The sequence below is a fragment of the Flavobacterium algicola genome (genome assembly GCF_022399565.1).
GTDB classification, from domain to species: domain Bacteria; phylum Bacteroidota; class Bacteroidia; order Flavobacteriales; family Flavobacteriaceae; genus Flavobacterium; species Flavobacterium algicola.
Window position 1 is genome coordinate 213,109 of the sequence record NZ_JAJTUT010000004.1, and the last position, 23,304, is coordinate 236,412.

Sequence of the window (23,304 nt, forward strand, 5' to 3'; positions counted from 1 at the left end):
TTTTTCTAAAATAAGTTGGAGGAATTATGTATGACTCAACTTTTTTTTTTCTCCATCATAAGTGATAGAGGCGAGTTGCATTAAGCAAAGTTCAACAAGTAAACGTTGGTTTTGGCTCAACTTATATTTTAGATCACAATCATTCGCAATGGCAATTCCTTTCAATAAAAAATCAGCTTCGCATTTCTGCGCTTGTACGCCATAAAGTTTTTGAGCTTGTTCTCCTGCTTCTAGTAAAACTAATGTAGCGGGTGTTTTGCTTACCAATAAATCTCTAAAGTGACTAGCTAGTCCAGAAACAAAATGATGTGCATCAAAGCCTTTTGCTAAAATAGCATCAAAAGCAATTAGTAAATCAGGAATTTTATTCTCGATAATTAAATCGGTAATATTTATATATGTTTCGTAATCAAGAACATTCAAATTCTCGGTTACAGCTTGACGTGTCAAATTATTTCCGCAATAGGAAACAACGCGGTCAAAAATGGACAAGGCATCGCGCATCGCACCATCGGCTTTCTGAGCAATGATGTGTAAAGCATCATCTTCAAAAGTGATTCCCTGACTTGTAGCTACTTCTCCCAAATGTTCTTTGGCATCTTTAACAGTAATTCTTTTGAAATCAAATATCTGGCAACGAGATAGTATGGTCGGAATAATTTTGTGCTTTTCAGTAGTTGCCAATATAAAAATGGCATGCTTTGGCGGTTCTTCCAATGTTTTCAAGAAAGCATTAAAAGCTGCAGATGAAAGCATGTGCACCTCATCGATAATGTATACTTTATATTTTCCTGTTTGCGGAGGTATTCTCACTTGGTCAATTAAGTTTCGAATATCATCTACAGAATTGTTTGAGGCAGCATCTAGTTCAAATACATTAAAAGAGAAATCTTCCTCTAAATCATCATAACCAGGTTGATTGATTTTTCGAGCCAAAATTCTGGCGCAAGTCGTTTTTCCCACTCCTCTAGGACCGGTAAATAATAATGCCGAAGCCAAGTGATTGTTTTCTATGGCATTTAGTAAAGTATTGGTAATAGCTTTTTGTCCCACAACATCTTTAAATGTTTGAGGACGGTATTTTCTAGCCGATACGATAAATTGTTCCATAGTTTTCTGTATTCGAAAGCAAATATAAGATTAGAATAATCATTTACAAAATTTATCTGCAGCTGTATTTTACTCAAGCCAAACAATGTTGTTATTTTCAGAAATAGTAAAGAAGCAGAATACTATTTTTCACAGTATTTGTAGTAGCAGAACATTATCCAAATTTGTGTTTGATATTACAAGACAAGATAGTGAAAATATAAAATGAAGTGGTCAAATTTGTAGTGCGATTTTTATTCTACGCATCTAATTTATTATGCAGGATAGCAACTTAAATGCAGTAGTCTAGTAAAAAAATCAAAAAGTATTTTGAACCGAAAATTGATATGTTATATTTGCTTACCAATCAATTACAGTCATGACGATATATCATTCGAAAAAAGCAGGTTTAGAAAGCAGTCTTAAGGCATTAAATGCAAAATACAGTACTATAAGTTTATTGCGATTGTTAACTATTCTATTATTTATGGGAAGTTTGTACTTCTACATGCAAAATAGCCAAGTTTTGTATATTGTTCTAGCAGTAGTGTTTTTTATAGGATTTGTTTTTTTAATGAGAATTCATTCTAAACTACAATTTGAAAGAAAATTTCAAGAGGCCTTACTGACAATAAATGGTAATGAAATTGATTTTCTGGAAAATAAAAAGCTTCCTTTTGAAAATGGTATAGAGTTCAATGATTTTAGTCATCCGTATGCTTATGATTTGGATATCTTTGGTAAACACTCACTTTTTCAAAATCTAAATCGTACCGCGACTTATATTGGTAAAAAAACCTTAGCCAATCAATTGTTAAATGTGGCTTCTGTAGAAGTTATAAAGCAGAACCAAGAAGCAGTTAAAGAGCTAAGTCAAAAATTAGATTGGAGACAGGAGTTTTCTGCTTTTGCTAAAATTACAAATGACAGTCATTCAAGTTACAGTGAATTGCTTAAGTGGAATAAATTTAATAGTGAAGCCTTTCCACGTTGGGCTGTGCTATTTTCTATTATAAGTCCAATAATTTTGGGCGGTCTTTTTATAACTTATTTAATTACGTCTAACACCGTTTTGATTAATAGCTTATCCTATCTGTTTGTCATTAATTTAATTGTTTTAGGAAATTTCATGAAGCGAATTAAAATTGAGATAGCCAATTCAGATAATATTGATAGCATTATTAATCAGTACAGCTTACTACTGCAAAAGATAGAAAATGAATCATTTCACTCGGATAAACTAAAAAGTTTACAAGAAAAACTGACTTTCAAAACAGAAAACGCAAGTGTACATTTGAAGAAATTATCAGGTCTTTTTTCGAATAATGATACTATTGCCAATTTGGTTACCGCTGTATTATTTAATGGTACATTTCTGTTCAATCTTCATGTATTGAAAAGGTTGATTCAGTGGAAGAGAGAGCATGCAGATGCGCTTGAAGAATGGTTAGAAATTATAGGAGAGGTCGAAGCTTTAAACAGTTTAGCGAATTTTGCCTACAATAATCCTGATTTTATATATCCAACATTAAATTCTAATTTTCAAATTCAATTTAAGGATCTTAGCCATCCTTTATTAAGCATTAAAACAAGAATTGGTAATGATGTGACTTTTAATCCTCAATCATTTATGATCTTAACAGGTTCGAATATGTCTGGTAAAAGTACATTTTTAAGGAGTTTGGGGGTTAATATGGTTTTGTCTGGAATTGGTTCAGTTGTGTGTGCTACAGAGGCAAACGTTCATCCCTTACCAGTATTGGTGACGATGCGACTGTCAGATTCTTTGACCGATAGTGAATCTTATTTTTACGCAGAGATCAAACGTTTAAAACAAATTATGGATGCGTTAGAAGGTAAGCCAGCCTTTGTTTTACTTGATGAGATATTAAGAGGGACTAACTCTGATGACAAGCGTAATGGAACGATAGAAGTAGTTAAGAAAGTAATTGCTCAAAAGGCATTTGGAGCAATCGCAACTCATGATATCGAAGTGTGTTTGACTACTAATGATTATCCTGATACCTTAATTAATAAATGTTTTGAGGTCGAAATTGTTAATAATGATCTTCATTTTGACTACAAACTTAGAGATGGTATTTGTCGAAATAAAAGTGCTTCCTTTTTAATGAAAAAAATGGGAGTTATTTAGGATTGAAAAATAAACATCCTAAAATCAACTAATCTTTCTGGCTAGCCGAGATAGAAGTGGTATCCTTGTTTGATTTAATTTTTCGGGGGTTAAATCCCGAAAAGGTGAACCAAAAAAGATACAGCGTCCCGAAGCTTCGGGAGCAGGAACAATAGTTACTGAAAATGCTGAATCTTCCACTCCTTAAAAAAAGTAAAAGCTGAAATTATTGAGCAAAAAAAAACCGCATATCCATATGGAAATAGCGGTTTTTCTAAATATAAAAAATGGTTGGTTAATAGCTCTTTTGTTCTACAATAATAAGTATAATTATCGTGTTTACAAAATATTACCCAATTAAATAATATATCAATATTAAATTAAGGTTAAATTAGCTATTAAGCATTACTGGCATAACCAACATAGTAACTGTTTCTCCTTCTTCAAGACCATCTACAGGCGTCAAAATACCTGCTCTGTTTGGTAATGACATTTCAAGCATAATCATATCTGACTGTAAATTGGTCAACATTTCGGTCAAGAAACGAGAGTTAAATCCAATTTGCATGTCGTCTCCTTGATAATCACAAGTTAAACGCTCCTCAGCTTTATTAGAGTAATCGATATCTTCTGCAGATACATTTAGCTCAGCACCAGCAATTTTTAATCGAATTTGGTGTGTTGTTTTGTTAGAGAAAATTGCTACACGACGTACAGAACTCAAAAACTGAGAGCGGTCTATCATTAATTTGTTTGGATTTTCTTTTGGTATTACAGCTTCGTAATTCGGATATTTTCCATCAATCAAACGACACATTAAATTGTAGTTATCAAAAGTGAAAGTAGCGTTAGAGTCGTTGTATTCGATTTTTACTTCAGCGTCAGACGTTGATAAGATATTTTTTAAGATAGTCAACGGTTTCTTTGGCATGATAAAATCAGCTACTTCAGATGCTTTTACATCGGTACGTGCATATTTTACTAGCTTGTGAGCATCAGTAGCAACAAAGATTAATCCTTCTGGAGAAAACTGGAAAAATACTCCAGACATTACTGGGCGCAAATCATCATTACCAGCAGCAAAAATCGTTTTACTGATTGCAGTTGCCAAAACTTCTGCAGGTACTAATGTTACAGAAGGCTCATCAAGATTTACCGATTTAGGAAATTCTGCTCCAGGTGCATACGCCAAAGCATATTTTCCAGAGTTAGAACTAATTTCGATAGTACTGTTTTCTTCAACTGTAAAAGTCAATGGTTGCTCAGGAAATGTTTTTAAGATTTCTAAAAGTAATTTTGCTGGTACTGCAACACTTCCTTGGCTTGTAGAATCAATTTCTAATGCTGCTGACATGGTAGTTTCCAAATCGGAAGCAGATACAGTCAATTCATTATTGTTTAATTCAAAAAGGAAATTATCCAAAATAGGTAACGTATTGTTACTGTTGATAACACTTCCTAAAACTTGTAATTGTTTTAATAAGTACGAACTCGATACTATAAATTTCATATGAAGATTATATTTGTTTTTTATTGTAATATGGTCGCCAATCTTTTTATTAATTTGGTTTCTTGAAACATGGCGATTTCATCTGTTATGCTTTATTTTTGAATTGTGTGTTCCAAATTTGATTTGGATAAAATAGAATACATTTTACAAATATATCGTAATCTAATTTAGTATTGAAAAATATTTATTAACACTATTTGCTGTATTTCTTTTTCCGAATGTAGGTAAATGCAAACCCAAATACACCTAGTATTACAAGGGGAAGTCCTATGGTGAGGAGTTGCGTTTGAGTATACTTATCTGACACTTTGTTTTTGTCTAATAACGGCAAATCTAAATCCTTTGATCGAATGTTAATAAGTCCTGTGTCGTCTAGTAAGTAATTGACACAATTGAGCATAAAATCCTTATTGTCGTAAAGATTTCCAGATCGTTGATCAAATCCTAATTCTACAGGTGAACCATCTTTATCTAACTGATTTTTGATTAAATCTCCGTCTGAGATAACAATCATTTTACTTGGTTTTGCAGACGTTTTAAAATCACTTTGTGTAAAAGCCAAAACGCGGTTTTCATAAACAGATTTAAAATTCCCTTCCAATAAAACACTCATAGGGATATCACCAGTATTAATATAGTGATTTGGACTCGTTTCTTCACTAACCATGTTTAAGTTAATTTCCACGGGTGTTCCTATTTTTTTCGAATATTTGGATGACTGTAATAAAACTACTTTTTTGATTCCGTTCTTTAGGGTATCAATAGAATTTGAAAAATCAAATTTGATACCCCCCAAGTTTTTCACGATAGGATGTTGACTCTCAGGGTAAACCAAAGGGGCAAACTTCCAGTTAAAATCTTGGTATTGTGTTGCACTTCCTTGCTCACCAGTTGCTAGTTTAATGGGGCTACCCAATTCATCTTTAACTAGATCAGGATTGATTCGGAAACCATATTTAAAAAACATATCATTTAAACCTAGATCTTTAGGGAAAGCTAGAGTTGCTCCTGCAGGATTGTATAAGCTATCCATTTCAGCCGTTGCTTGATCAATCAGCCACAAACTTTTTCCGCCATTGATGATAAATTGATCCAGAACTTGCTTCTCGGCATCAGAGAAAGTTTCTGTAGGTTTGGCAATTATAGCAAGATCATATTTTTTTAGCGCTTCTAAGCTGTTTATAGGATTTGTTGCAACTGAGTCTAATGTAAATGGGCCAATATGATAACTCTCTCTTATTTGCAATAAGAATTTTGCCATTCTTATATCTTGCAACTCTCCATTACCTTTTATTACTGCAATTTTCTTTTGCTTGTCAACCGTGACTTTATTTAATGCATCTGCAATCGAAAATTCCAAGTGTTGTACTGATCCAATCACTTTTTCAGTGGTTGATGCACCCATAATATTTTTTAACAGCGGAATATTAACTTCTTTATTTTTGTAATAAGCAATCGCCCAAGGAAATACCATGGCTTGTGATTGCTTTCCTTTGTCATCTACAGTTATGTTAACAGGAGTTAACCCCTTTGAATAAAGTGACTTAATATTGTCCATACTATCATCTTCATTCTCTAATGGATCAATGAATTCAAAATTGATGTTCTTATTATAAGCTTCGAACTCCTCCAATAATTGTCTTGTCTCTTGTTGAAGACGTTTGAATTCTGCAGGCAAATCACCTTGCATGTAAACTTTAATAAATAAAGGTTCATTTACTTGGCTTACAATCTTTAATGATGTTGTCGATAGTGTGTAACGTTTGTCCTTGGTAAGATCAAAACGATGGAAAAAGAAACTTCCAAGTCCGTTTATAACCAATAATAGTACAATAGTAAAAAGTACGGATTTTCTATTTTTATTGAGAGTGTAGCTCATTACAATTGAACTGATTTAAGTTTATAAACGGTAAGTGATAGAAAAGCGATGGTAAGACTAATAAAATAAATAATATCTCTAGTATCCAACACACCACGGCTCATACTTTTAAAATGTTCTTGCATTCCAACAGCACTAATGAAATTTGAAAAAGAGGGAAGGAGTGTGGCAATTCCATCAAATCCAAAATAGAAAAAGAAACAAACAAATACAGCAATTAAAAAAGCTACAATTTGATTATCAGATAATGAAGAGGTAAAAACTCCAATGGCAGAATAGCTCGCGATAAGAAATAAAAGGCCAAAGTAAGATCCCAAGGTGCTTCCCATGTCTATATTTCCTTCTGGGGCTCCCAAACTCCAAATCGCAAACACATAGATGAGTGTAGGTATGATTGCTAAGATAATCATTAAAAAAGCACCAAAAAATTTACCACTTACTATATCCCAAAGAGACAGAGGTTTGGTTAATAGTAATTCTAATGTTCCTTGCTTTTTTTCGTCTGAGAAACTGCGCATTGTTACTGCAGGAATTAAAAACAACAAAATCCATGGAGATAAAGTAAAAAACGGACTCATATCTGCAAAACCTGAGTTTAAGATATTGTAATCTCCCTCAAATACCCAAAGAAATAATCCGTTGAGAATTAAAAAAAGAGCAATTACCAAATATCCTATTGGAGAACCAAAAAAGGATTTAAGCTCTCTAAGTGCAATTGATTTCATTATATTTTCTTTATAATTAATATATCTTGATGTTCATTTAAATCGCCGGGTGTTACTCCAGACCAATTACCTCTAATGAAATGAGTAATTTGCAACTGGTGCTTTTCGAAAAGTGAATAAAGAAATTCTTTATCATAGGCAACATTTGCTTCTTTTACATCTCTATCCATTAAAGAATAATTTTTAAAATCATGAGGAAAATTTTTCAATCCATTTTGAGACATACTTGTTTTACTTTTTTCGTCAAGAATAAAAAATGTACAGAAACAAATTTTATCTCTTTGTAAAACTCTTCGAATTTCGACTATGTAATTTTCTACATCATCTGGCATCATATGAGTAAATACAGAAGTTAAGAACACAAAGTCAAAGTAATTTTCAGAATATGGAAAACGTAAACTAGCTGCTTTATCTTCTGTCGAATGATTGTATAAATCATTATGAAGCGGAATAAGTTTAAAATTGAAATTAGGAAATTGGCTGCTTATATTTTTAGTACACCAATCGACTCCCTTTTTTACAATATCAAAGCCTTCATACCTTCCTTCACTTGAAAGATAGGGTGTAAATGGAATCGCCATTCGACCGATACCAGATCCAATATCTAATACTTTACTATCAGGAGTTAAACGTCCATATTTTTGAAAATGATTGAAGAAGTTTTGACCAACCTTAAGATAGTCTCCTGATCCAGTAAATATCAATCCCTTTGGGGGCATAAGTAATTTTTTATCTCGAAAGATGTCTGCCGGAAAATAGATGATACGTCTAATACCATATCGCATGGGAATCGGCATTGCGTAAAATAATTTCCTAATTATCGAATTCATTAACTTTTATTTAAATTGAATATTGACAACATCTCGATAATGAAGCCCCAACAAACTATGGGCAGAACCGACAGTTGAAGGATTACTTCTGAAAATGGCAATTTCTAAAAAACCTGCTTCATTGAAAATAGCTAGCTTTTCTCCCTCATAATTTTTTATAAGGTATTTTTCTGAAATAGCAATATCAGAATAACGAGGCAAGATTGTCTTAATGTTCTTAGTTTTAAGAACTACTTCGTAGGGGCGACCTTTGGCTACTTCTATAAACTGTTTTTTACTTATATTGGTTACGACATTTCCTAGATGATCTATATAGATAACATGACCTTTAAGTATATTATTGTCTGCAGAAACAGAAGCTTGCAAATCAGTCACTTGTTTGATGCTGTTTAACTCTTTACCAATAACACTTAGCGATCCTCCTCGCGCTATGTGACAAGCTACTTTTACAAATACATCCATATCGGTCGCACTGCTTTCTAGACGATCATGAATATTGATTCCGACAATTTTTTGTGGCACAATTTTTTGCGAAAGCATACTAAGGATACCGTTATCGGCTGCAATAAAGTAGTGGTCATTCCACTGCATCACAAGATGCTGGTTTTCTTTATTTAATTCTAAGTCCACACCAATAATGTGAACGGTACCTTTTGGAAAGCTATTGTAAGCGGCCCCGATTATGTAACTAGCTTCTACTGTGTTAAATGGATCAATATCGTGTGATATATCAATAATTGTGCATTCAGCAAATTCCGATAACAGTTTCCCTTTAAGCGCACCCACAAAGTGATCTTTCAAGCCGTAATCGGTAGTGAGGGTAATTATTGACATAATTTTGTTTATAACTATTACTGGAATCTAAAACTAATTTTTATTAAATTTGAGAAATGCAAAGCTAATAATAGTAATCTCAAAAATGCAACAAAACAAAAAACAAATTCGACTTCATTAGGAATTAGATTAAGATTTAAATCCTAAATTGTAGTACAAAATTATTTGTCTGAATGTTAATTTAAAACTGAACAATTTGAACGAAAGAATCATCGAGCTCATAGACATCGCACCAAAAGAGTTTTGGGGCGCTCAAGACTCTCATCTTGAAATGATTAAAAAGTACTACCCTAAACTAAAAATTGTGGCGAGAGGCACAACGTTGAAGGCTTTTGGTGAAAAAGAAATATTAGATGAGTTCGAAAAAAGATTTCAGCGACTATTACTACATTTTTCTAGGTATAACAATATTGACGATAATGTAATAGAGCGCGTTATTTTAGGGGACGGAGAAGAAGATAAAAAAACAACAATAAACGATAAAATTCTTGTGCATGGCGTAGGAGGTAAGATGATAAAAGCACTTACTCCAAACCAGCAACTGCTAGTAGACACAATAAATAAAAATGATATGGTATTTGCTGTTGGACCTGCGGGGACTGGTAAAACCTACACAGGAGTAGCAATGGCTGTAAAAGCTTTAAAAGAGAAGCAAGTCAAAAAAATCATTTTGACGCGACCAGCAGTTGAAGCGGGAGAGAATCTAGGTTTTCTGCCAGGTGATATGAAGGAAAAGTTAGATCCCTATATGCAACCACTCTACGATGCATTGCGCGATATGATACCGAATGAAAAATTAGAGGATTACATTACCAAAGGAATTATACAAATTGCTCCTCTAGCATTTATGAGAGGAAGAACATTAGATCATGCCTTTGTAATTCTGGATGAGGCGCAAAATACTACGCATTCACAAATGAAAATGTTTTTGACGCGTATGGGGAAAAATGCCAAATTCATGATAACTGGAGATCCAGGACAGGTTGATTTACCAAGAAGAACAATTTCTGGACTAAAAGAAGCGTTATTAGTGTTGAAAGATATAGAAGGTATTGGAATTATCTATCTTGATGACAAAGATATCGTGAGACATAAGTTGGTTAAAAAAGTAATTGATGCTTACAAATACACCGAAAACACCGACTAAATGAATAAAAATTGGTAAATAGACGACCTCAAGTGAGGTCGTTTTCATTGGAGGAAAGAATAAAATAAATAATAATATATTGAAAACAGTATTGATTACAGGTGCTTGTGGAGGAATAGGAAAAGCTACAGCCTTGTATTTTGCTAAAAATGGCTGGAATGTAATAGCAACCATGATTAGTTTGGAAAAATGTGGAGATTTAGATAGAGTGGAAAACATTAGCTGCTTTATACTAGATGTCACTTCAACAGAAAGTATTAATAAATGCAAAGCAGATATTCTACAAAAATACAAAAATATTGATGTTGTTATCAATAACGCTGGTATTGGTTATAGAAGCTTTGTTGAGTTGTCTGAAGACGATAAAATTGATGCTATCGTAGATGTTAATTGGCTTGGAGTAGTAAAAATAAGTCGTGCTTTTATTCCTGTATTCAGAAAACAAAATCACGGTCTTTTTATTAATATTACTTCCATCGCAGGATTGGTTAATTTACCGCTTGGTAGTTTCTACCACTCGACAAAGCATGCTGTCGAAAGCTTCTCTGAATGCATGGCATATGAAATTAAAGATTTTAATATTGGAGTCGCTACAGTTCAATTTGGAAATACACCTTCTAATTTTCAAAAAAACGTCACAAAATCTCCAGAATCGAATGTCCCATCGTATGTTGCTTTAATGCAAAAAATAGATGGACTATTGGCCAAAAAAACTAAGAAAAATGTTGATTTGAAGGATGATATTGTTCAAACACTTTTTAAAATTGCTGCAAACCCGCCACGACATTTCAAGCGATACACGATCGGATTTGATGCTAATCTTTTAAATATTTTGAGAAAAAGAGTCGGATACCGATTATTTTCAAAAATTGTTAGAAGATCTGTTTTCTAGCATTTAAGAGCAGTGCTCCATTAGCTTTTTAAATTTCTATTACGTTTAAAAGACGGTAAACCTACAAACTAAAAAAATGAATCATTTAGAGAATATTAAAGTAATTGTAACGGATTTAGATGGAACTTTGTTAGATAAAAGCCACCAAATTGCAACTTACACTAAAACTATTTTTCGAGAATTACATCAACAAAATTATTTGATTATTGTTGCGACCGGTAGGCACCATCTTGATGCTATGCCATTGGTAGAAAGTTTGGGTTTTCCAATTTATTTGGTTACTTCAAATGGTGCTCGTATTCATGCACCCAACAAAGAGCTGTTGTTTTCTAAAGATATGAAAAGCGATTCGATCAAATCTGTTTTAGATTTAGATATTGATCCTGAAATTACAACTGTACTTTTTAAAGAGGATGTTTGGCAAACAAATAAACATAACGAAAAATTAAACGATTTCCAGAAAGTTTTAAATTATGTTCCAGAATTGGTTAATTACAAAGAGGTAACAGATTTTAAAGCTATAAAGATGTTTTTTACACATCCAAGTCATTCAAAACTAATAGCACTTCGAGATCAAATCTTAGTAAATCATAATGGTTTATTTAGTCATGCTTTTAGTTTACCTTATTGTTTGGAATTTATGGATAATACAGTAGATAAAAGTGTTGCGATAGCAAAAATTCTAGAAATTGAAAATCATAGTTTTGACCAAGCTATATCTTTTGGAGATGGCTACAATGATGAAGGTATGCTGATTAAAACTGCCAAAGGACTATTGATGGGCAATGCTCCTGATAGTTTAAAACAAAAACTATCCCAATTAGAAGTTATAGATACAAATGAATTCGATGGTGTTGCCAAATATTTATCGAAAAATATATTAAAAAGATCTAGTAGTCCTACATTGTAAAGTAGAATTGAGTTAACCTCGGAATTTTTATATTATGAGTCCGTTGCCAATTGTTTTAATGTCGCTGTCAATTGAATCACAGTAATGCATCAAAATGAATAGGAAATTTATTGATTCGTTTACCAGTGGCATGAAATATTGCATTTGCTATAGCGGGTGCCATGGAGGCTAAGCCAATTTCACCTACACCTTTACTTCCTAGTTCATTAATTATTTCATCATTTTCTTCTACAAATAGTACATCTAATTCATGAATATCGGCATGTACAGGAATATGATACTCTCCCAGATTTGTATTCATATACTTTCCTAAATGATGATCTGTCAAAGTTTCTTCTCGCAGTGCTTTGCTAATTCCCCAAATCATTCCACCTAGTATTTGACTGCGGGCAGTTTTCGGATTTATAATTTTTCCGGCTGCAACTGCTGTCACAGCTCTTGTAACATTAATAACTCCTAACTCTTCATCTACTTCAACCTCTACAAATGCTGCGCTGTGTGCTGCGCGTGTGTATTGTTTTATTTTTAAAAGGTTAGGGATATTTGTTTTTGAGGTTTTTATTACTTTTTCCTCGTTATCTATGACAACACTTTTGATAGATACAGCACTGTTTGGTTTATTTGGTAAAAATATTTTGCCATCTTCAAAAACTACATCTTTGAATTTTACTTTTTTGAATGCAGAATGCTTCATTTTTTTAGCTTGTCGAAAGATCTTTTTCTTAAGTGCAGTACAAACGGCTTTAACTGCAGAGCCAATAACACCAGTCGTATAGGAGCCGCCCTGAATTGGAGCCAAAGGCATTTTACTATCTCCATATGCAAAAGTGACATCACTAATTGAAATCCCTAATGTTTCTGCGGCAATTTGAGTCATGATAGTCTTAGTTCCTGTTCCGATATCTGTCACCGCACTTGTCACTTTCACTTTACCTTCTCTATCAATTTTCGCTTTCGCCTTAGCAGGAAGAGCAATAACATCCCAAATCCCTGTACTCATTCCAGTTCCTACTAATCGGTTTCCTCGTTTAGTTGAACGTGGCTCAGGGTTTCTATCCGACCAACCAAATTTTTCAGCACCTTGCAGATAGCATGCTTTTAATTCTTTACTTGAATAAGGTTTGTCTGCACTTACATCTCTTTCTGAGTAGTTAAGTAGTCTCAAGGCCAAGGGATCAATATTTAATTCATAGGAGAGAGCATCCATTGTGGCTTCTATTGCATGCAAGCCCGTACTTCCGCCAGGTGCGCGCATGTCCATAGGCGTAAACAAATCCAATGGTACTAATTTATAATCTAATAAAGTATTTTTTGCAGGATATAACATATTTGCCCAATTAACTACGACTTCTGTATAATCTTCAAAATGAGAAGTTTCTGCTATAGCGGAATGGTGGATTGCGGTAACTATCCCATCTGCTGAGGCTCCAAATTTTGTACGCTGTATTGTCTGCGGTCTGTGTCCAAAAGTAAACATTTGTGCCCTGTCCATTGTAACTCTTACATTTCGCTTAAGTTCCAACGATGCCATGACGCAAAGAAATAGTTGGTATTGCGGTCTTAAACCCGAACCAAATCCACCACCAACAAAAGGTGAAAGAACTCTAACATCTTTAAAATGTAGCCCAAAAACATTTGCTATATATATTTGGCAATTGTTTGTTCCTTGTGTTTTATCGTATACAGTTAATTTACCATCGCCTTCAAAAATAGTGGTAGTTGCAAAAAGTTCTAACGGATTATGATGTTCAGCACCATGAAAAAATTCTCCTTCATATTTTGCATCCGCTTGCTCATAAGCTTCTTCAAAGTTTCCAGTAGGGCTGGGAGGAAGAGGTTTAATAGAAGTTGCCATTCCTTTTTTAGGATTACGAGCTGCTGCTAATCGCATCATTAATTCGGTTTCAAAAGTTTCTTCTTCATAAGTTATTTTAAGTAATGAAGCGGCATAACGTGAAGTTTCAAAACATTCTGCAACAACTAAGGCAATGGGCTGACCATTATATAAAACTTGATTGTTATAAAGTGGTTTAAATGGTGTTCCAGGTGGCGCATCCATATCAGTATATAAAATGTCGAACCAAGGAAGCTTGGATCGATTAGTATGTGAATATATTTCGATAACACCTGAGATTTTCCTCGCACTACTTTCATCGATTGCGATAATTTTTCCTTTGGTAATGGTACTATTCACAATATATCCATGTACTAAATCAGATTCATTGTAGTCAGCTGCATATTTTGCGGCGCCCGTAACTTTGAGGTTTCCTTCAAGTCTACTTACTGGTTTTCCTATTTGTTTTGATGTTTTCATAGCTTATTATAAAGAGGGTTGTGCTCCTGGTCGTAGTGTTTCTGGATGAATGGCCATGATACAATTGCGTACAATTGCTCTTTTTGAAAGTTCGATTTTAAAATCATTGTCGCCAAAGCCTTTGGCATCTTTTAAAATAAGTTCAGCAGCTGAAGCAAAATTGACCGCAGTAGGATTTTTTCCAATTAAAAAATCTTCGGCCTCAGGAACGCGCCATGGCTTGTGAGCTATTCCTCCAAGTACAATACGAATTTTTTGAATTAAGCCATTTTCTAGTTTCATTCCGGTTGCAACACTAACTAATGCAAATGCGTAAGAATTTCGATCTCGCAGCTTTAAATAAGAATAATTCTCAGCAAAACCTTCTGGAGGTAAACTTATACCAGTTATAATTTCATTTGGTTGAAGATTATTATCTATTTCGGGAGTATTCCCCGGAAGACGATGAAATGCTGAAAATTTGATCTCACGTTTACCTACAGAACTTACGACATGTACAACTGCTTCAAGTGCGGCCAATGCAACACACATATCAGATGGGAAAACAGCAATACAATCTTCGCTGGTTCCTACTATAGCATGCATTCGATTTAAACCATTTTTTGCAGGGCAACCCGAACCAGGTTTTCTTTTGTTGCAAGGAGAAGCGGCATCATAAAAATAATAACAGCGCGTACGCTGCAAAATATTACCACCATTGGTAGCACTATTGCGAATCTGTGCTGATGCTCCCGCTAAAATAGCTCTGGATAATAAAGGATAGTTTTTTTCAACTTCCATATGATAGGCGGTATCTGAATTTGTGGCCAGAGCTCCTAAAAAGAGTCCACCATCTTCAGTTTGCTGAATACGCTTAAATTTTTCGATGCCGTTAATATCGATCAATAATTTAGGTTGGATAAGATTGTATTTCCATAAATCTATAATATTAGTACCACCCGCAATAATTTGCGTTAGATTACACTTTGAAATTTGATCCAAGGCATCAGCCGTTTCCGAAACTTTTTGGTAGCTAAAATTATTCATAATTCCCTTTATTTTTGATTTCGATTATGGCATCTATAATATTAGTGTTGGCCCCACATCTGCATAAATTGCCACTCATCTGTTCTTTAATTTCTTCACGAGTATTCGCTTTACCTTCCTTCAGCATTGCAATTGCGCTACATATTTGTCCTGGAGTACAATAACCGCATTGAAAGGCATCGTGCTTGATGAAAGCTTTCTGCAAAGGGTGCAATTCATCGCCATCTGCTATTCCTTCTATAGTTGTAATTTCAGATTTGTTTTTCATTACTGCCAATGTAAGACAGCTCAGTATTCGATTACCATCACAGATAACAGTGCAAGCTCCACATTGGCCATGATCACAACCTTTCTTTGTGCCAGTTAAGTTACAGTGGTCGCGAATGGCATCCAATAGACTAACCCAAGGCAATACATTTAATTGTAAACAATTGCCATTAATTTTTAATTTAACTTGAGAAGTGGTTAAATTAAAGTCATTATTATTTTCTCTATCGGTGCTTTCTGCTTTCATATTTTGCTTATATGTAGTGACAGTTAAAAACTGTAATATGTTTTACAATTATGAAAGTATAAAGGATTCTTGAATTGGTCAAATATTTTATAAAGGAAATTTGCTTTTAGAGTGATATGAGTTAATAATTTTTTTGTTTGAATTAATTACGGCTTAGTTGCTGTCGCAACTTTGTAATAGCTGTTTTTATTAGAATGAATTTTAACACTTCATTTTTTTAGGAAATACTTCTATGAGTTTGTTACATAGTGCGTTGCCATTGTTGAAAGATTTTAAAAATGCAAAAACAGTGAATAAGGTTTGTAAATCAAGATAGAATGTGAAGGGTAATTTAGACTTAATTATATGAAAGAAAAAAACAAATTGAAGAAAGAATCTCATTCAGATAATTTAACTGATGATGAAAATTTAATCTTAGATGCAATGGGGCTTAGTGCGTCCTCTAGAAGAAAGTTCTTAAAACAAGTATCTGCAGGAAGTTTAGGGGTCTATGCATCTTCACTCTTCGGTTCTGATTTATACGCTCATAATGCAAGTGAATTACCTATACAAGCGCGAAATTTATTAAATGAGATACAACTAAGTCTAAATGTTAATAGTACTGTCAAAAAGCTTGCGATCGATTCTAGAACGAGTTTGCTTGACGCATTAAGAGAAGGACTAGCCATGACAGGAACCAAGAAAGGTTGTGATCACGGTCAATGTGGAGCATGTACTGTTATAATTGATGGGAAGCGAAAACTATCTTGTTTAACACTTGCAGCTACATGCGAGGATAAGAAAATCACTACCATAGAAGGTTTGGCCCAAAATGGCGAAATGCATGCCATGCAAAAAGCATTTATTAAGCATGATGGTTTTCAGTGTGGTTACTGCACACCTGGGCAAATATGTTCTTCAGTCGCATTATTAGATGAAGCTAAAAATGGCGATGCTAGTTTTGTAACAGAAGATATTCAAAAAATCAAGACTGGACTACAACTATCTGAAGAGGAAATCAGAGAAAGAATGTCTGGTAATATTTGTCGTTGCGGAGCTTATAACAATATAGTACAAGCATTTAGAGAAGTTCATTCTGGTGATGGGGAAATGCCACCTTGGGAGTTTGCTACTCCAGAACAAATGGAAAAAGCTAAGAAAGCTTGAGATTTCTAAAATTTTCAAGTTTTGATGAAACGTTAGACGTTTTAAACACTAAAAATCACAAAAAATGAAACCATTCACTTATATAAAAGCTTCCAATAAAGAAAAGGCGCTGCAATCATTTAGTACCACCTCACATTATCTAGCGGGAGGAACCAATCTTGTAGATTTAATGAAAGAAAATGTAGAGCAGCCTGATCAAATAATTGATGTAAGTACTCTTAACTACAATATTATTACCAAGAATGATAAAGCAGGTTTGACGTTGGGGGCTATGGTTAGTAATGCAGATACAGCAAATAATAAGGACGTACGACAAAAGTATCCCTTATTATCAATGGCAATGCTATCTGCGGCTACTGCTCAAATTCGAAACATGGCTACAAATGGCGGTAATTTACTGCAACGCACTCGATGTCCTTATTTCTTTGACATAGCAATGCCGTGTAACAAGAGAGTACCAGGTTCAGGTTGCGGAGCTTTAAACGGAATGAATGCCACACATGCTATATTTGGGTATAGCGATAAATGCATTGCCACAAACCCGTCTGATATGTGTGTTGCATTAGCAGCGATAGGCGCTACGGTCGAAGTTCAGAAAATTGATGGAACTTCCCGTATGATAAATTTCAAAGATTTTCATCGCTTACCGCAAAATGAACCTGAATTTGATACTACATTGTCAAAAGGTGAGCTTATTACAGCGATACATCTTGACGCTTCTGCTTTTTCCGAACATTATTACTATTTAAAGATTAGAGAGCGATCCAGCTATGCTTTTGCATTAATTTCGGTAGCTGCAGGATTCCAAATTTCAAATGGAGTAATGTCTAAAGTTGGACTCGCGATGGGTGGTGTTGCACATCAACCATGGAAGTTACTAAAGGCAGAAGAATTTTTAATAGGAAAGCAACCAAACCAATCCAATTTTGAAGCGGCGGCGGAATTAGCCTTAAAGGATGCCAAACCATTTGAAGCTAATAAGTATAAAGTTGATATGGGTAAAAAGGCGATAGTTAGGGCTTTGACTCAAGCATATGAAAGAAAAGCATAAAACAATTTCAAAATTGAAATGAACATGAAGACATCAAACGCAACCGGAATTGGAAATGCAATAAACAGAGTAGAAGGTCACCTTAAAGTAATGGGGAAGGCTAAGTATGCAACAGAATTTCCAGTAGAAAATAAAGTATATGCCCAAAGTATCAACAGTACAATTGCTAAAGGCGAAATTATATCTATAGATGCCACCGCTGCCGAACAAGCAGCAGGAGTATTAAAAATTATAACATACAAAAACGCAGATAAGTTAAAAACATTTGATGAAGCAATGCCATCTGTAAGTACGGATACTATTGCACCGGTATTACAAAGTAATAAGATTCACTTTTACGGCGAATATGTGGGATTAGTAGTAGCTAAGACTTTTGAACAAGCTCAGTACGCGGCATCTTTAATAAAAATTGAGTATAAAAAAGATAATAGTGCAGTAATAGATTTCGAGAAATCTAGAAGTAAAGCATTCGCACCTTCAAAAAAATCCGATTATTCAAGAGGAGATGTAGAAAAGGGATTGAAGGAGGCTGATGAAATAATAGAGCAAACATACCACACACCAATTGAGCACCATCATCCTATGGAGCTTCACGCAACCATAGCCAATTGGGATAATGGTAAAGTTTTGGTATATGCAAGTCAGCAAATGCTTGAGGATGCCGCTATTGCTATTTCAGGAACTTTTCAAATACCTACAAAGGATGTACGAATAATTGCTCCTTTTGTTGGTGGAGGTTTTGGATCTAAACTTAATTTAAATGGTCATGTAATTATGGCAATCATGGCATCAAAAATGGTGGGCCAGCCTGTTCAACTTACTGTCACGAGAAATCAGATGTTTACCAATACCAATATGCGTCAAAAAAACGAACAGAAAATGCGTATTGGAGCTAAAAAAGATGGTACATTAACTGCTCTTTCTCACGAAGTACTTTCCCATACTTCAACTACCGCTATTTTTCAAGAACCTTGCGGAATGATTTCGAAAATGATGTACAATGTTCCTAATAATCTAGTGAAAGAGCGACTTATAGCAATGAATCTTCAAACTCCATTCGCTATGAGAGCCCCAGGTGAAGCTACAGGAAGTTTTGCACTTGAATCGGCTATAGATGAAATGGCATGGAAATTAAAAATGGATCCAATAGAATTTAGAATTAAGAATGATTCACAACACGATCTTCATGCTGATAAGCCCTTTTCCTCAAGACTTTTAGTCGAATGTTTAAGAATAGGTGCTGATAAATTTGGATGGAAAGACAGAAAAGAACAGCCACGCACGAATAAAAAAGGAAATTGGCTAATAGGATATGGTGTAAGTGCTGCCTCTCGAAATGCCCCCTTTCAAAAAACTAATGCGAAAATTATTTTAAAATTAGAAGAAAAGAAAGTAAATGTTACCGTTCAAATGGATGCTACTGATATTGGGACAGGAAGCTATACCATAATAGCACAGACAGCTTCAGAATATTTACAAATTCCCGTAGACCAAATTGATGTTCAGATTGGGGATACAGATTTTCCAGTTACTCCTGGATCTGGTGGTTCGTGGGGAGCTGCTTCCTATTGTAATGGAGTGCAATCCGCCTGTGAAAATGCAATTAATAAATTGAAAGTAAACAGAAATATTAAAAAAGATAAGACTGTCCCGTTGGCTGATTTACTAAAGATGAACCAACTTACATCGTTTGAAGCAGAGGGGAGTGCAGAACCTTCGCTTGAATTTAAAAAGTATTCTGTGTTTTCTTTCGGTGCCAACTTTACAGAAGTGTGGGTCGATAAAGATACAGGTATGTACCGTATAAAAAGAATGGTCAATGTAGCATCAGCAGGTAAAATTTTAAATCCTAAAACAGCTTATGGTCAAATTATAGGAGGGATAACAATGGGTGCTGGAATGGTAATTGCCGAACAAACTAAAGTAGAACCCAACTTTGGAAATTTTATTACTAGATCTTTTGCAGATTACCATGTTCCTGTAAATTTAGACATGGCCAATGTAAATGTTGTATTTCTTCCAGAAGAAGATAAAATTGCTAATAAGATGGGAATTAAAGGAATAGGAGAATTAGGTATTACTAGTGTGGCTGCTTCTATAGCAAATGCAATTTTTAATGCTACCGGAAAGCGTATGCGAGATCTTCCTATCACGCCAGAAAAATTAATAGAAGCTGGGTTAGAGCCGGGTATTTCTGCTTAATGAGTTGAATGATATGAGTACTTATATATATGTACACATACATATAGTCAAATTTGAGTAACTACATATGGAAAATAAAAAATTAATTTATTTAGATTATAACGCCACTACTCCTGTAGATCAAAGTGTAATGGATGCTATGATTCCTTATTTTACGACAATGTTTGGGAATGCAAGTAGTGACCACTTTTTTGGTTGGGATGCTGATGAGGCTGTTGAACGTTCACGCGCTAGTATAGCTACATTAGTAGGATGCAAGTCTAATGAGATTACATTCACTTCAGGAGCAACAGAAGCTGCAAATATTTCATTGTATGGTTTTTGTGAAGGAAATAAAGATAAAGGCAATCACATTATTACAGTCAGTACAGAACATAATAGTGTGCTGAAAACTATGGAAGCATTAGAGTCAAAAGGTTTTACGGTGACCTACTTAAATGTTGACTCGGAAGGAAATATCAATATTGATGAATTGCGGGATAATATTACAGATAGAACTTTTTTAGTAGCCATTATGCTAGCCAACAATGAGACTGGACTACTACATCCAATTAAGGAAATTGCAAATATCGTTCATTCAAAAGGTGTAAAATTGCTTTGTGATATCACGCAAGCAGTAGGTAAAATTCCTGTGAATTTGAAAGAATTGGAAATAGATTTAGCATTTTTCTCATCGCATAAAATATATGGACCAAAAGGCGTTGGTGCTCTATTTATTAATAATGGAAGTCAACTAACAATAAAAACTGTAATATTTGGAGGAGGTCAGGAAGGAGGGCTAAGATCAGGTACGCTAAATGTCCCCGCCATAGTTGGATTTGGCATAGCTGCAGAAAAAGCCATGGAGGTAATGGAGGATCAAATGTTAAGGACAGCAAAAACACGAGAATATTTAGAATCCGAATTAAAGCAGATCGAAGGGGTGACTATAATTTCCGAAAATAGTAAAAGGCTACCTAATACTACAAACTTCTCTGTTGAAAATATTGACGGTACGAAGTTACTAAGAAGGCTAAACACAATTGCAATATCAAGAGGGTCAGCTTGTCATTCAAATACAGTTCAACCATCCCATGTTTTAAAAGCGATGGGTTTAACTGATAACGAAGCATTATCATCTTTTCGTATTAGCTTAGGTAGAAATACAAATTTCGATGAGGTAGAAATTGCCGTCAAAAGTATAAAAGAATCAATTAATTCATTACAAAATGTCATTGTATGAGAGAATTAGACGCAATAATTTCGAAATATAATAGCTTAAAATCACAAGATGTTGCTACCGTGCTTGCGACTGTTGTATCTGTCCAAGGTTCTTCTTACAGACGGGCAGGAGCAAGGATGTTAATTGATGAATACGGAAATATCACGGGTGCTATTAGTGGTGGTTGTCTAGAAGGGGATGCACTAAAGAAAGCATTGCATGCATTACATCGTCAGACCAATAAATTAATTACTTATGATACAAGTGATGATAATGATGCAATTATTGGAGCGCAGTTAGGTTGTAACGGCATTATTCAAGTGCTTTTTGAACCATTAAATTATAATGATAAGCTAAATCCTTGTGAGCTTTTAAAGCAAGCTGCTAGCATAAAAGTCGAATTGGCAATAGTAGTATTTTTCAATTTAGACAAAAAAATGCAGCAAATAGGTACTAGTGCTACGATAGACAACAATTCAAATTATACAGGTAAGGCACTTGGAATTGAAGATAAACTTAGTTTATATGAATTAATTCAAGAATCTTTGACAACTAAAAAGTCAATTTGTTCTGAAATAAGTCTAGATGGTCTAACGCAGCAATTATTTATTCAATACTATTTACCTCCTGTTAAATTAATAATTGTAGGAGCTGGTAATGATGCGCAAATACTAGCACAACAAGCAGAATTTTTAGGCTGGGATGTAACGATTACAGATGGTCGACCGACACATGCTAATCATGAAAGATTTGCAAGTTCATGCCAAGTTATAGTTTCAAATCCAGAGCAGGTTTTAGAAAATGTAGATATTGATAATCGCAGTTGCTTCGTATTAATGAGTCATAATTATAATTATGATCTGGCCGCACTTAAAGTTTTGCTCTTAGAGGAGCAGATTCCTTATATTGGTATTTTAGGACCCTTAAAAAAGTACAATAGAATGCAAGACGATTTGCGAAAGGGAGGTTTATATCTAGATAATTCTGTAAAAGACAAAATACATGCACCTATAGGTTTAGAAATAGGAGCAGAAACACCTGCAGAAATAGGTTTGGCGATCTTAGCCGAAATTCAGTCTGTACTTACAAATTCAAGTGGGAGACCATTGAGGGAGAAATTAGTACCGATACATAAAGAAAGTGAGTACCTTAAAATGCAAAAAATTTGAAATCCCGTGCAAAAATAGCCATTCTTATTCTCGCTGCTGGTTCATCTAGCCGTCTAGGTCATGCAAAACAACTTATTGAATTTAAAAATAAATCATTGTTACAACATACCATCGACGTGTGCAGATTGATTGATTGTGAAACTAAAATGATAGTATTAGGTGCAAGGAGTTCTAAAATTAAATCGAAAATCAGTAAAAAGGACTTTGATTTAGTAATCAATAAAGACTGGGAGGAAGGAATGGGGAGCAGCATTCGCTATGGTTTAAAAAAAGCTTTAGAAAGAGCACCAGATTTAGATCATGTACTAATTCTTTTGTCAGATCAGCCTTTTATTAACGAAGAGCTATTGGATGATTTGATAAATATGCAATTCAGTAGTGATAGTGATGCCACTTTCTCTGACTACGGAAGTTCTATCGGAGTTCCTGCAATTTTTTCCGCAAGGACTTTCGAACATCTATTGCAGTTGCAAGGTGATCAAGGAGCTAAGAAATTAATGCATATCAAAGATTTCAATTTTAAAACAATACTTTTTGTAAAAGGTGATTTTGATATTGATAATGCTAAAGATGTCCAGCTGTTACAACAATTAGAGAAAAAGTCTTGATGTCTTCTGCATTTCTAAAGTTATTTTACTACGATATAGGGTATAATCTACATCTTATTTGATAGTACCACTTTATTAACTTCCCTTTACTATTTCAAATTTCGTAGTAATTTTTTTAAATACCCT

The 23,304-nt window shown here is 34.3% G+C and carries 19 protein-coding genes; 10 read left to right on the top strand and 9 right to left on the bottom strand.

All coding sequences use genetic code 11. The features are described 5' to 3' along the window. Window positions 1–24: 24 nt before the first annotated feature. Window positions 25–1,110, bottom strand: coding sequence for a DNA polymerase III subunit gamma/tau (gene dnaX / locus LXH21_RS15260; RefSeq protein WP_239867858.1), 1,086 nt, complete (start codon window positions 1,108–1,110; stop codon window positions 25–27). A 358-nt stretch (window positions 1,111–1,468) separates the two neighbouring features. On the opposite strand from dnaX, the gene LXH21_RS15265 reads away from it, so the two are divergent. Then, window positions 1,469–3,241 (top strand): MutS-related protein, encoded by a 1,773-nt coding sequence (locus LXH21_RS15265; protein ID WP_239867861.1) that lies wholly within the window; start codon window positions 1,469–1,471, stop codon window positions 3,239–3,241. A 370-nt stretch (window positions 3,242–3,611) separates the two neighbouring features. Here LXH21_RS15265 and dnaN read toward each other — a convergent pair whose 3' ends face one another. The 5 genes from dnaN to LXH21_RS15290 all read right to left on the bottom strand — a co-directional run bounded on the left by dnaN (window position 3,612) and on the right by LXH21_RS15290 (window position 8,998). Continuing rightward, entirely contained in the window at window positions 3,612–4,730 is a 1,119-nt protein-coding gene (dnaN, locus tag LXH21_RS15270) for a DNA polymerase III subunit beta (protein WP_239867864.1), read from the bottom strand. Between the two features lie 193 nt (window positions 4,731–4,923). Then, on the bottom strand, window positions 4,924–6,609 hold the full coding sequence (gene gldG, locus LXH21_RS15275; protein ID WP_239867867.1) for a gliding motility-associated ABC transporter substrate-binding protein GldG: 1,686 nt from the start codon (window positions 6,607–6,609) through the stop codon (window positions 4,924–4,926). Next, window positions 6,609–7,334 carry a gliding motility-associated ABC transporter permease subunit GldF gene (gldF, locus tag LXH21_RS15280; RefSeq protein ID WP_239867870.1) on the bottom strand — a complete coding sequence of 242 codons (726 nt, stop codon included), beginning with the start codon at window positions 7,332–7,334 and terminating at the stop codon, window positions 6,609–6,611. The genes gldG and gldF overlap by 1 nt, the downstream gene beginning before the upstream one ends. Then, window positions 7,334–8,164 (bottom strand): class I SAM-dependent methyltransferase, encoded by an 831-nt coding sequence (locus tag LXH21_RS15285; protein WP_239867873.1) that lies wholly within the window; start codon window positions 8,162–8,164, stop codon window positions 7,334–7,336. Before LXH21_RS15285 ends, gldF begins: the two co-directional genes overlap by 1 nt. Before the next feature lie 6 nt (window positions 8,165–8,170). Continuing rightward, window positions 8,171–8,998, bottom strand: coding sequence for an SAM hydrolase/SAM-dependent halogenase family protein (locus LXH21_RS15290; RefSeq protein WP_239867876.1), 828 nt, complete (start codon window positions 8,996–8,998; stop codon window positions 8,171–8,173). A gap of 196 nt (window positions 8,999–9,194) precedes the next feature. Between LXH21_RS15290 and LXH21_RS15295 the strand changes: the two genes are divergently transcribed. The 3 genes from LXH21_RS15295 (at window position 9,195) to LXH21_RS15305 (ending at window position 11,947) form a co-directional block, all read left to right on the top strand. Further along, a complete protein-coding gene (locus tag LXH21_RS15295; RefSeq protein WP_239867879.1) occupies window positions 9,195–10,145 on the top strand; it encodes a PhoH family protein in 951 nt (316 codons plus the stop codon). 79 nt (window positions 10,146–10,224) lie between these two features. Next, a complete protein-coding gene (locus LXH21_RS15300; RefSeq protein WP_239867882.1) occupies window positions 10,225–11,037 on the top strand; it encodes an SDR family oxidoreductase in 813 nt (270 codons plus the stop codon). 76 nt (window positions 11,038–11,113) lie between these two features. Further along, on the top strand, window positions 11,114–11,947 hold the full coding sequence (locus LXH21_RS15305; protein WP_239867885.1) for a Cof-type HAD-IIB family hydrolase: 834 nt from the start codon (window positions 11,114–11,116) through the stop codon (window positions 11,945–11,947). Between the two features lie 76 nt (window positions 11,948–12,023). Here LXH21_RS15305 and LXH21_RS15310 read toward each other — a convergent pair whose 3' ends face one another. From LXH21_RS15310 to LXH21_RS15320, 3 genes are read right to left on the bottom strand one after another with little or no spacing between them, the layout of a single operon-like run. Beyond that, the gene (locus tag LXH21_RS15310) at window positions 12,024–14,261 is read right to left on the bottom strand and encodes a xanthine dehydrogenase family protein molybdopterin-binding subunit (protein ID WP_239867888.1); all 2,238 of its coding nucleotides are present in this window, start codon (window positions 14,259–14,261) and stop codon (window positions 12,024–12,026) included. A gap of 6 nt (window positions 14,262–14,267) precedes the next feature. Then, complete coding sequence (locus tag LXH21_RS15315) at window positions 14,268–15,287, bottom strand: FAD binding domain-containing protein (protein WP_239867890.1); 1,020 nt, start codon at window positions 15,285–15,287, stop codon at window positions 14,268–14,270. Next, window positions 15,280–15,801: a (2Fe-2S)-binding protein gene (locus LXH21_RS15320; RefSeq protein ID WP_239867893.1), complete on the bottom strand. Its 522-nt coding sequence runs from the start codon at window positions 15,799–15,801 to the stop codon at window positions 15,280–15,282. Before LXH21_RS15320 ends, LXH21_RS15315 begins: the two co-directional genes overlap by 8 nt. Before the next feature lie 345 nt (window positions 15,802–16,146). On the opposite strand from LXH21_RS15320, the gene LXH21_RS15325 reads away from it, so the two are divergent. The 6 genes from LXH21_RS15325 to LXH21_RS15350 all read left to right on the top strand — a co-directional run bounded on the left by LXH21_RS15325 (window position 16,147) and on the right by LXH21_RS15350 (window position 23,178). Beyond that, entirely contained in the window at window positions 16,147–16,947 is an 801-nt protein-coding gene (locus LXH21_RS15325; protein WP_239867896.1) for a 2Fe-2S iron-sulfur cluster-binding protein, read from the top strand. Between the two features lie 64 nt (window positions 16,948–17,011). Beyond that, the gene (locus tag LXH21_RS15330; RefSeq protein WP_239867899.1) at window positions 17,012–17,998 is read left to right on the top strand and encodes an FAD binding domain-containing protein; all 987 of its coding nucleotides are present in this window, start codon (window positions 17,012–17,014) and stop codon (window positions 17,996–17,998) included. A 24-nt stretch (window positions 17,999–18,022) separates the two neighbouring features. Next, complete coding sequence (locus tag LXH21_RS15335) at window positions 18,023–20,200, top strand: xanthine dehydrogenase family protein molybdopterin-binding subunit (protein WP_239867902.1); 2,178 nt, start codon at window positions 18,023–18,025, stop codon at window positions 20,198–20,200. 67 nt (window positions 20,201–20,267) lie between these two features. Then, window positions 20,268–21,422: a cysteine desulfurase family protein gene (locus LXH21_RS15340; RefSeq protein ID WP_239867905.1), complete on the top strand. Its 1,155-nt coding sequence runs from the start codon at window positions 20,268–20,270 to the stop codon at window positions 21,420–21,422. Further along, window positions 21,419–22,570: an XdhC family protein gene (locus LXH21_RS15345; RefSeq protein ID WP_239867908.1), complete on the top strand. Its 1,152-nt coding sequence runs from the start codon at window positions 21,419–21,421 to the stop codon at window positions 22,568–22,570. The genes LXH21_RS15340 and LXH21_RS15345 overlap by 4 nt, the downstream gene beginning before the upstream one ends. Beyond that, window positions 22,567–23,178 carry a nucleotidyltransferase family protein gene (locus LXH21_RS15350; protein ID WP_239867911.1) on the top strand — a complete coding sequence of 204 codons (612 nt, stop codon included), beginning with the start codon at window positions 22,567–22,569 and terminating at the stop codon, window positions 23,176–23,178. Before LXH21_RS15345 ends, LXH21_RS15350 begins: the two co-directional genes overlap by 4 nt. Window positions 23,179–23,304 lie beyond the last annotated feature (126 nt).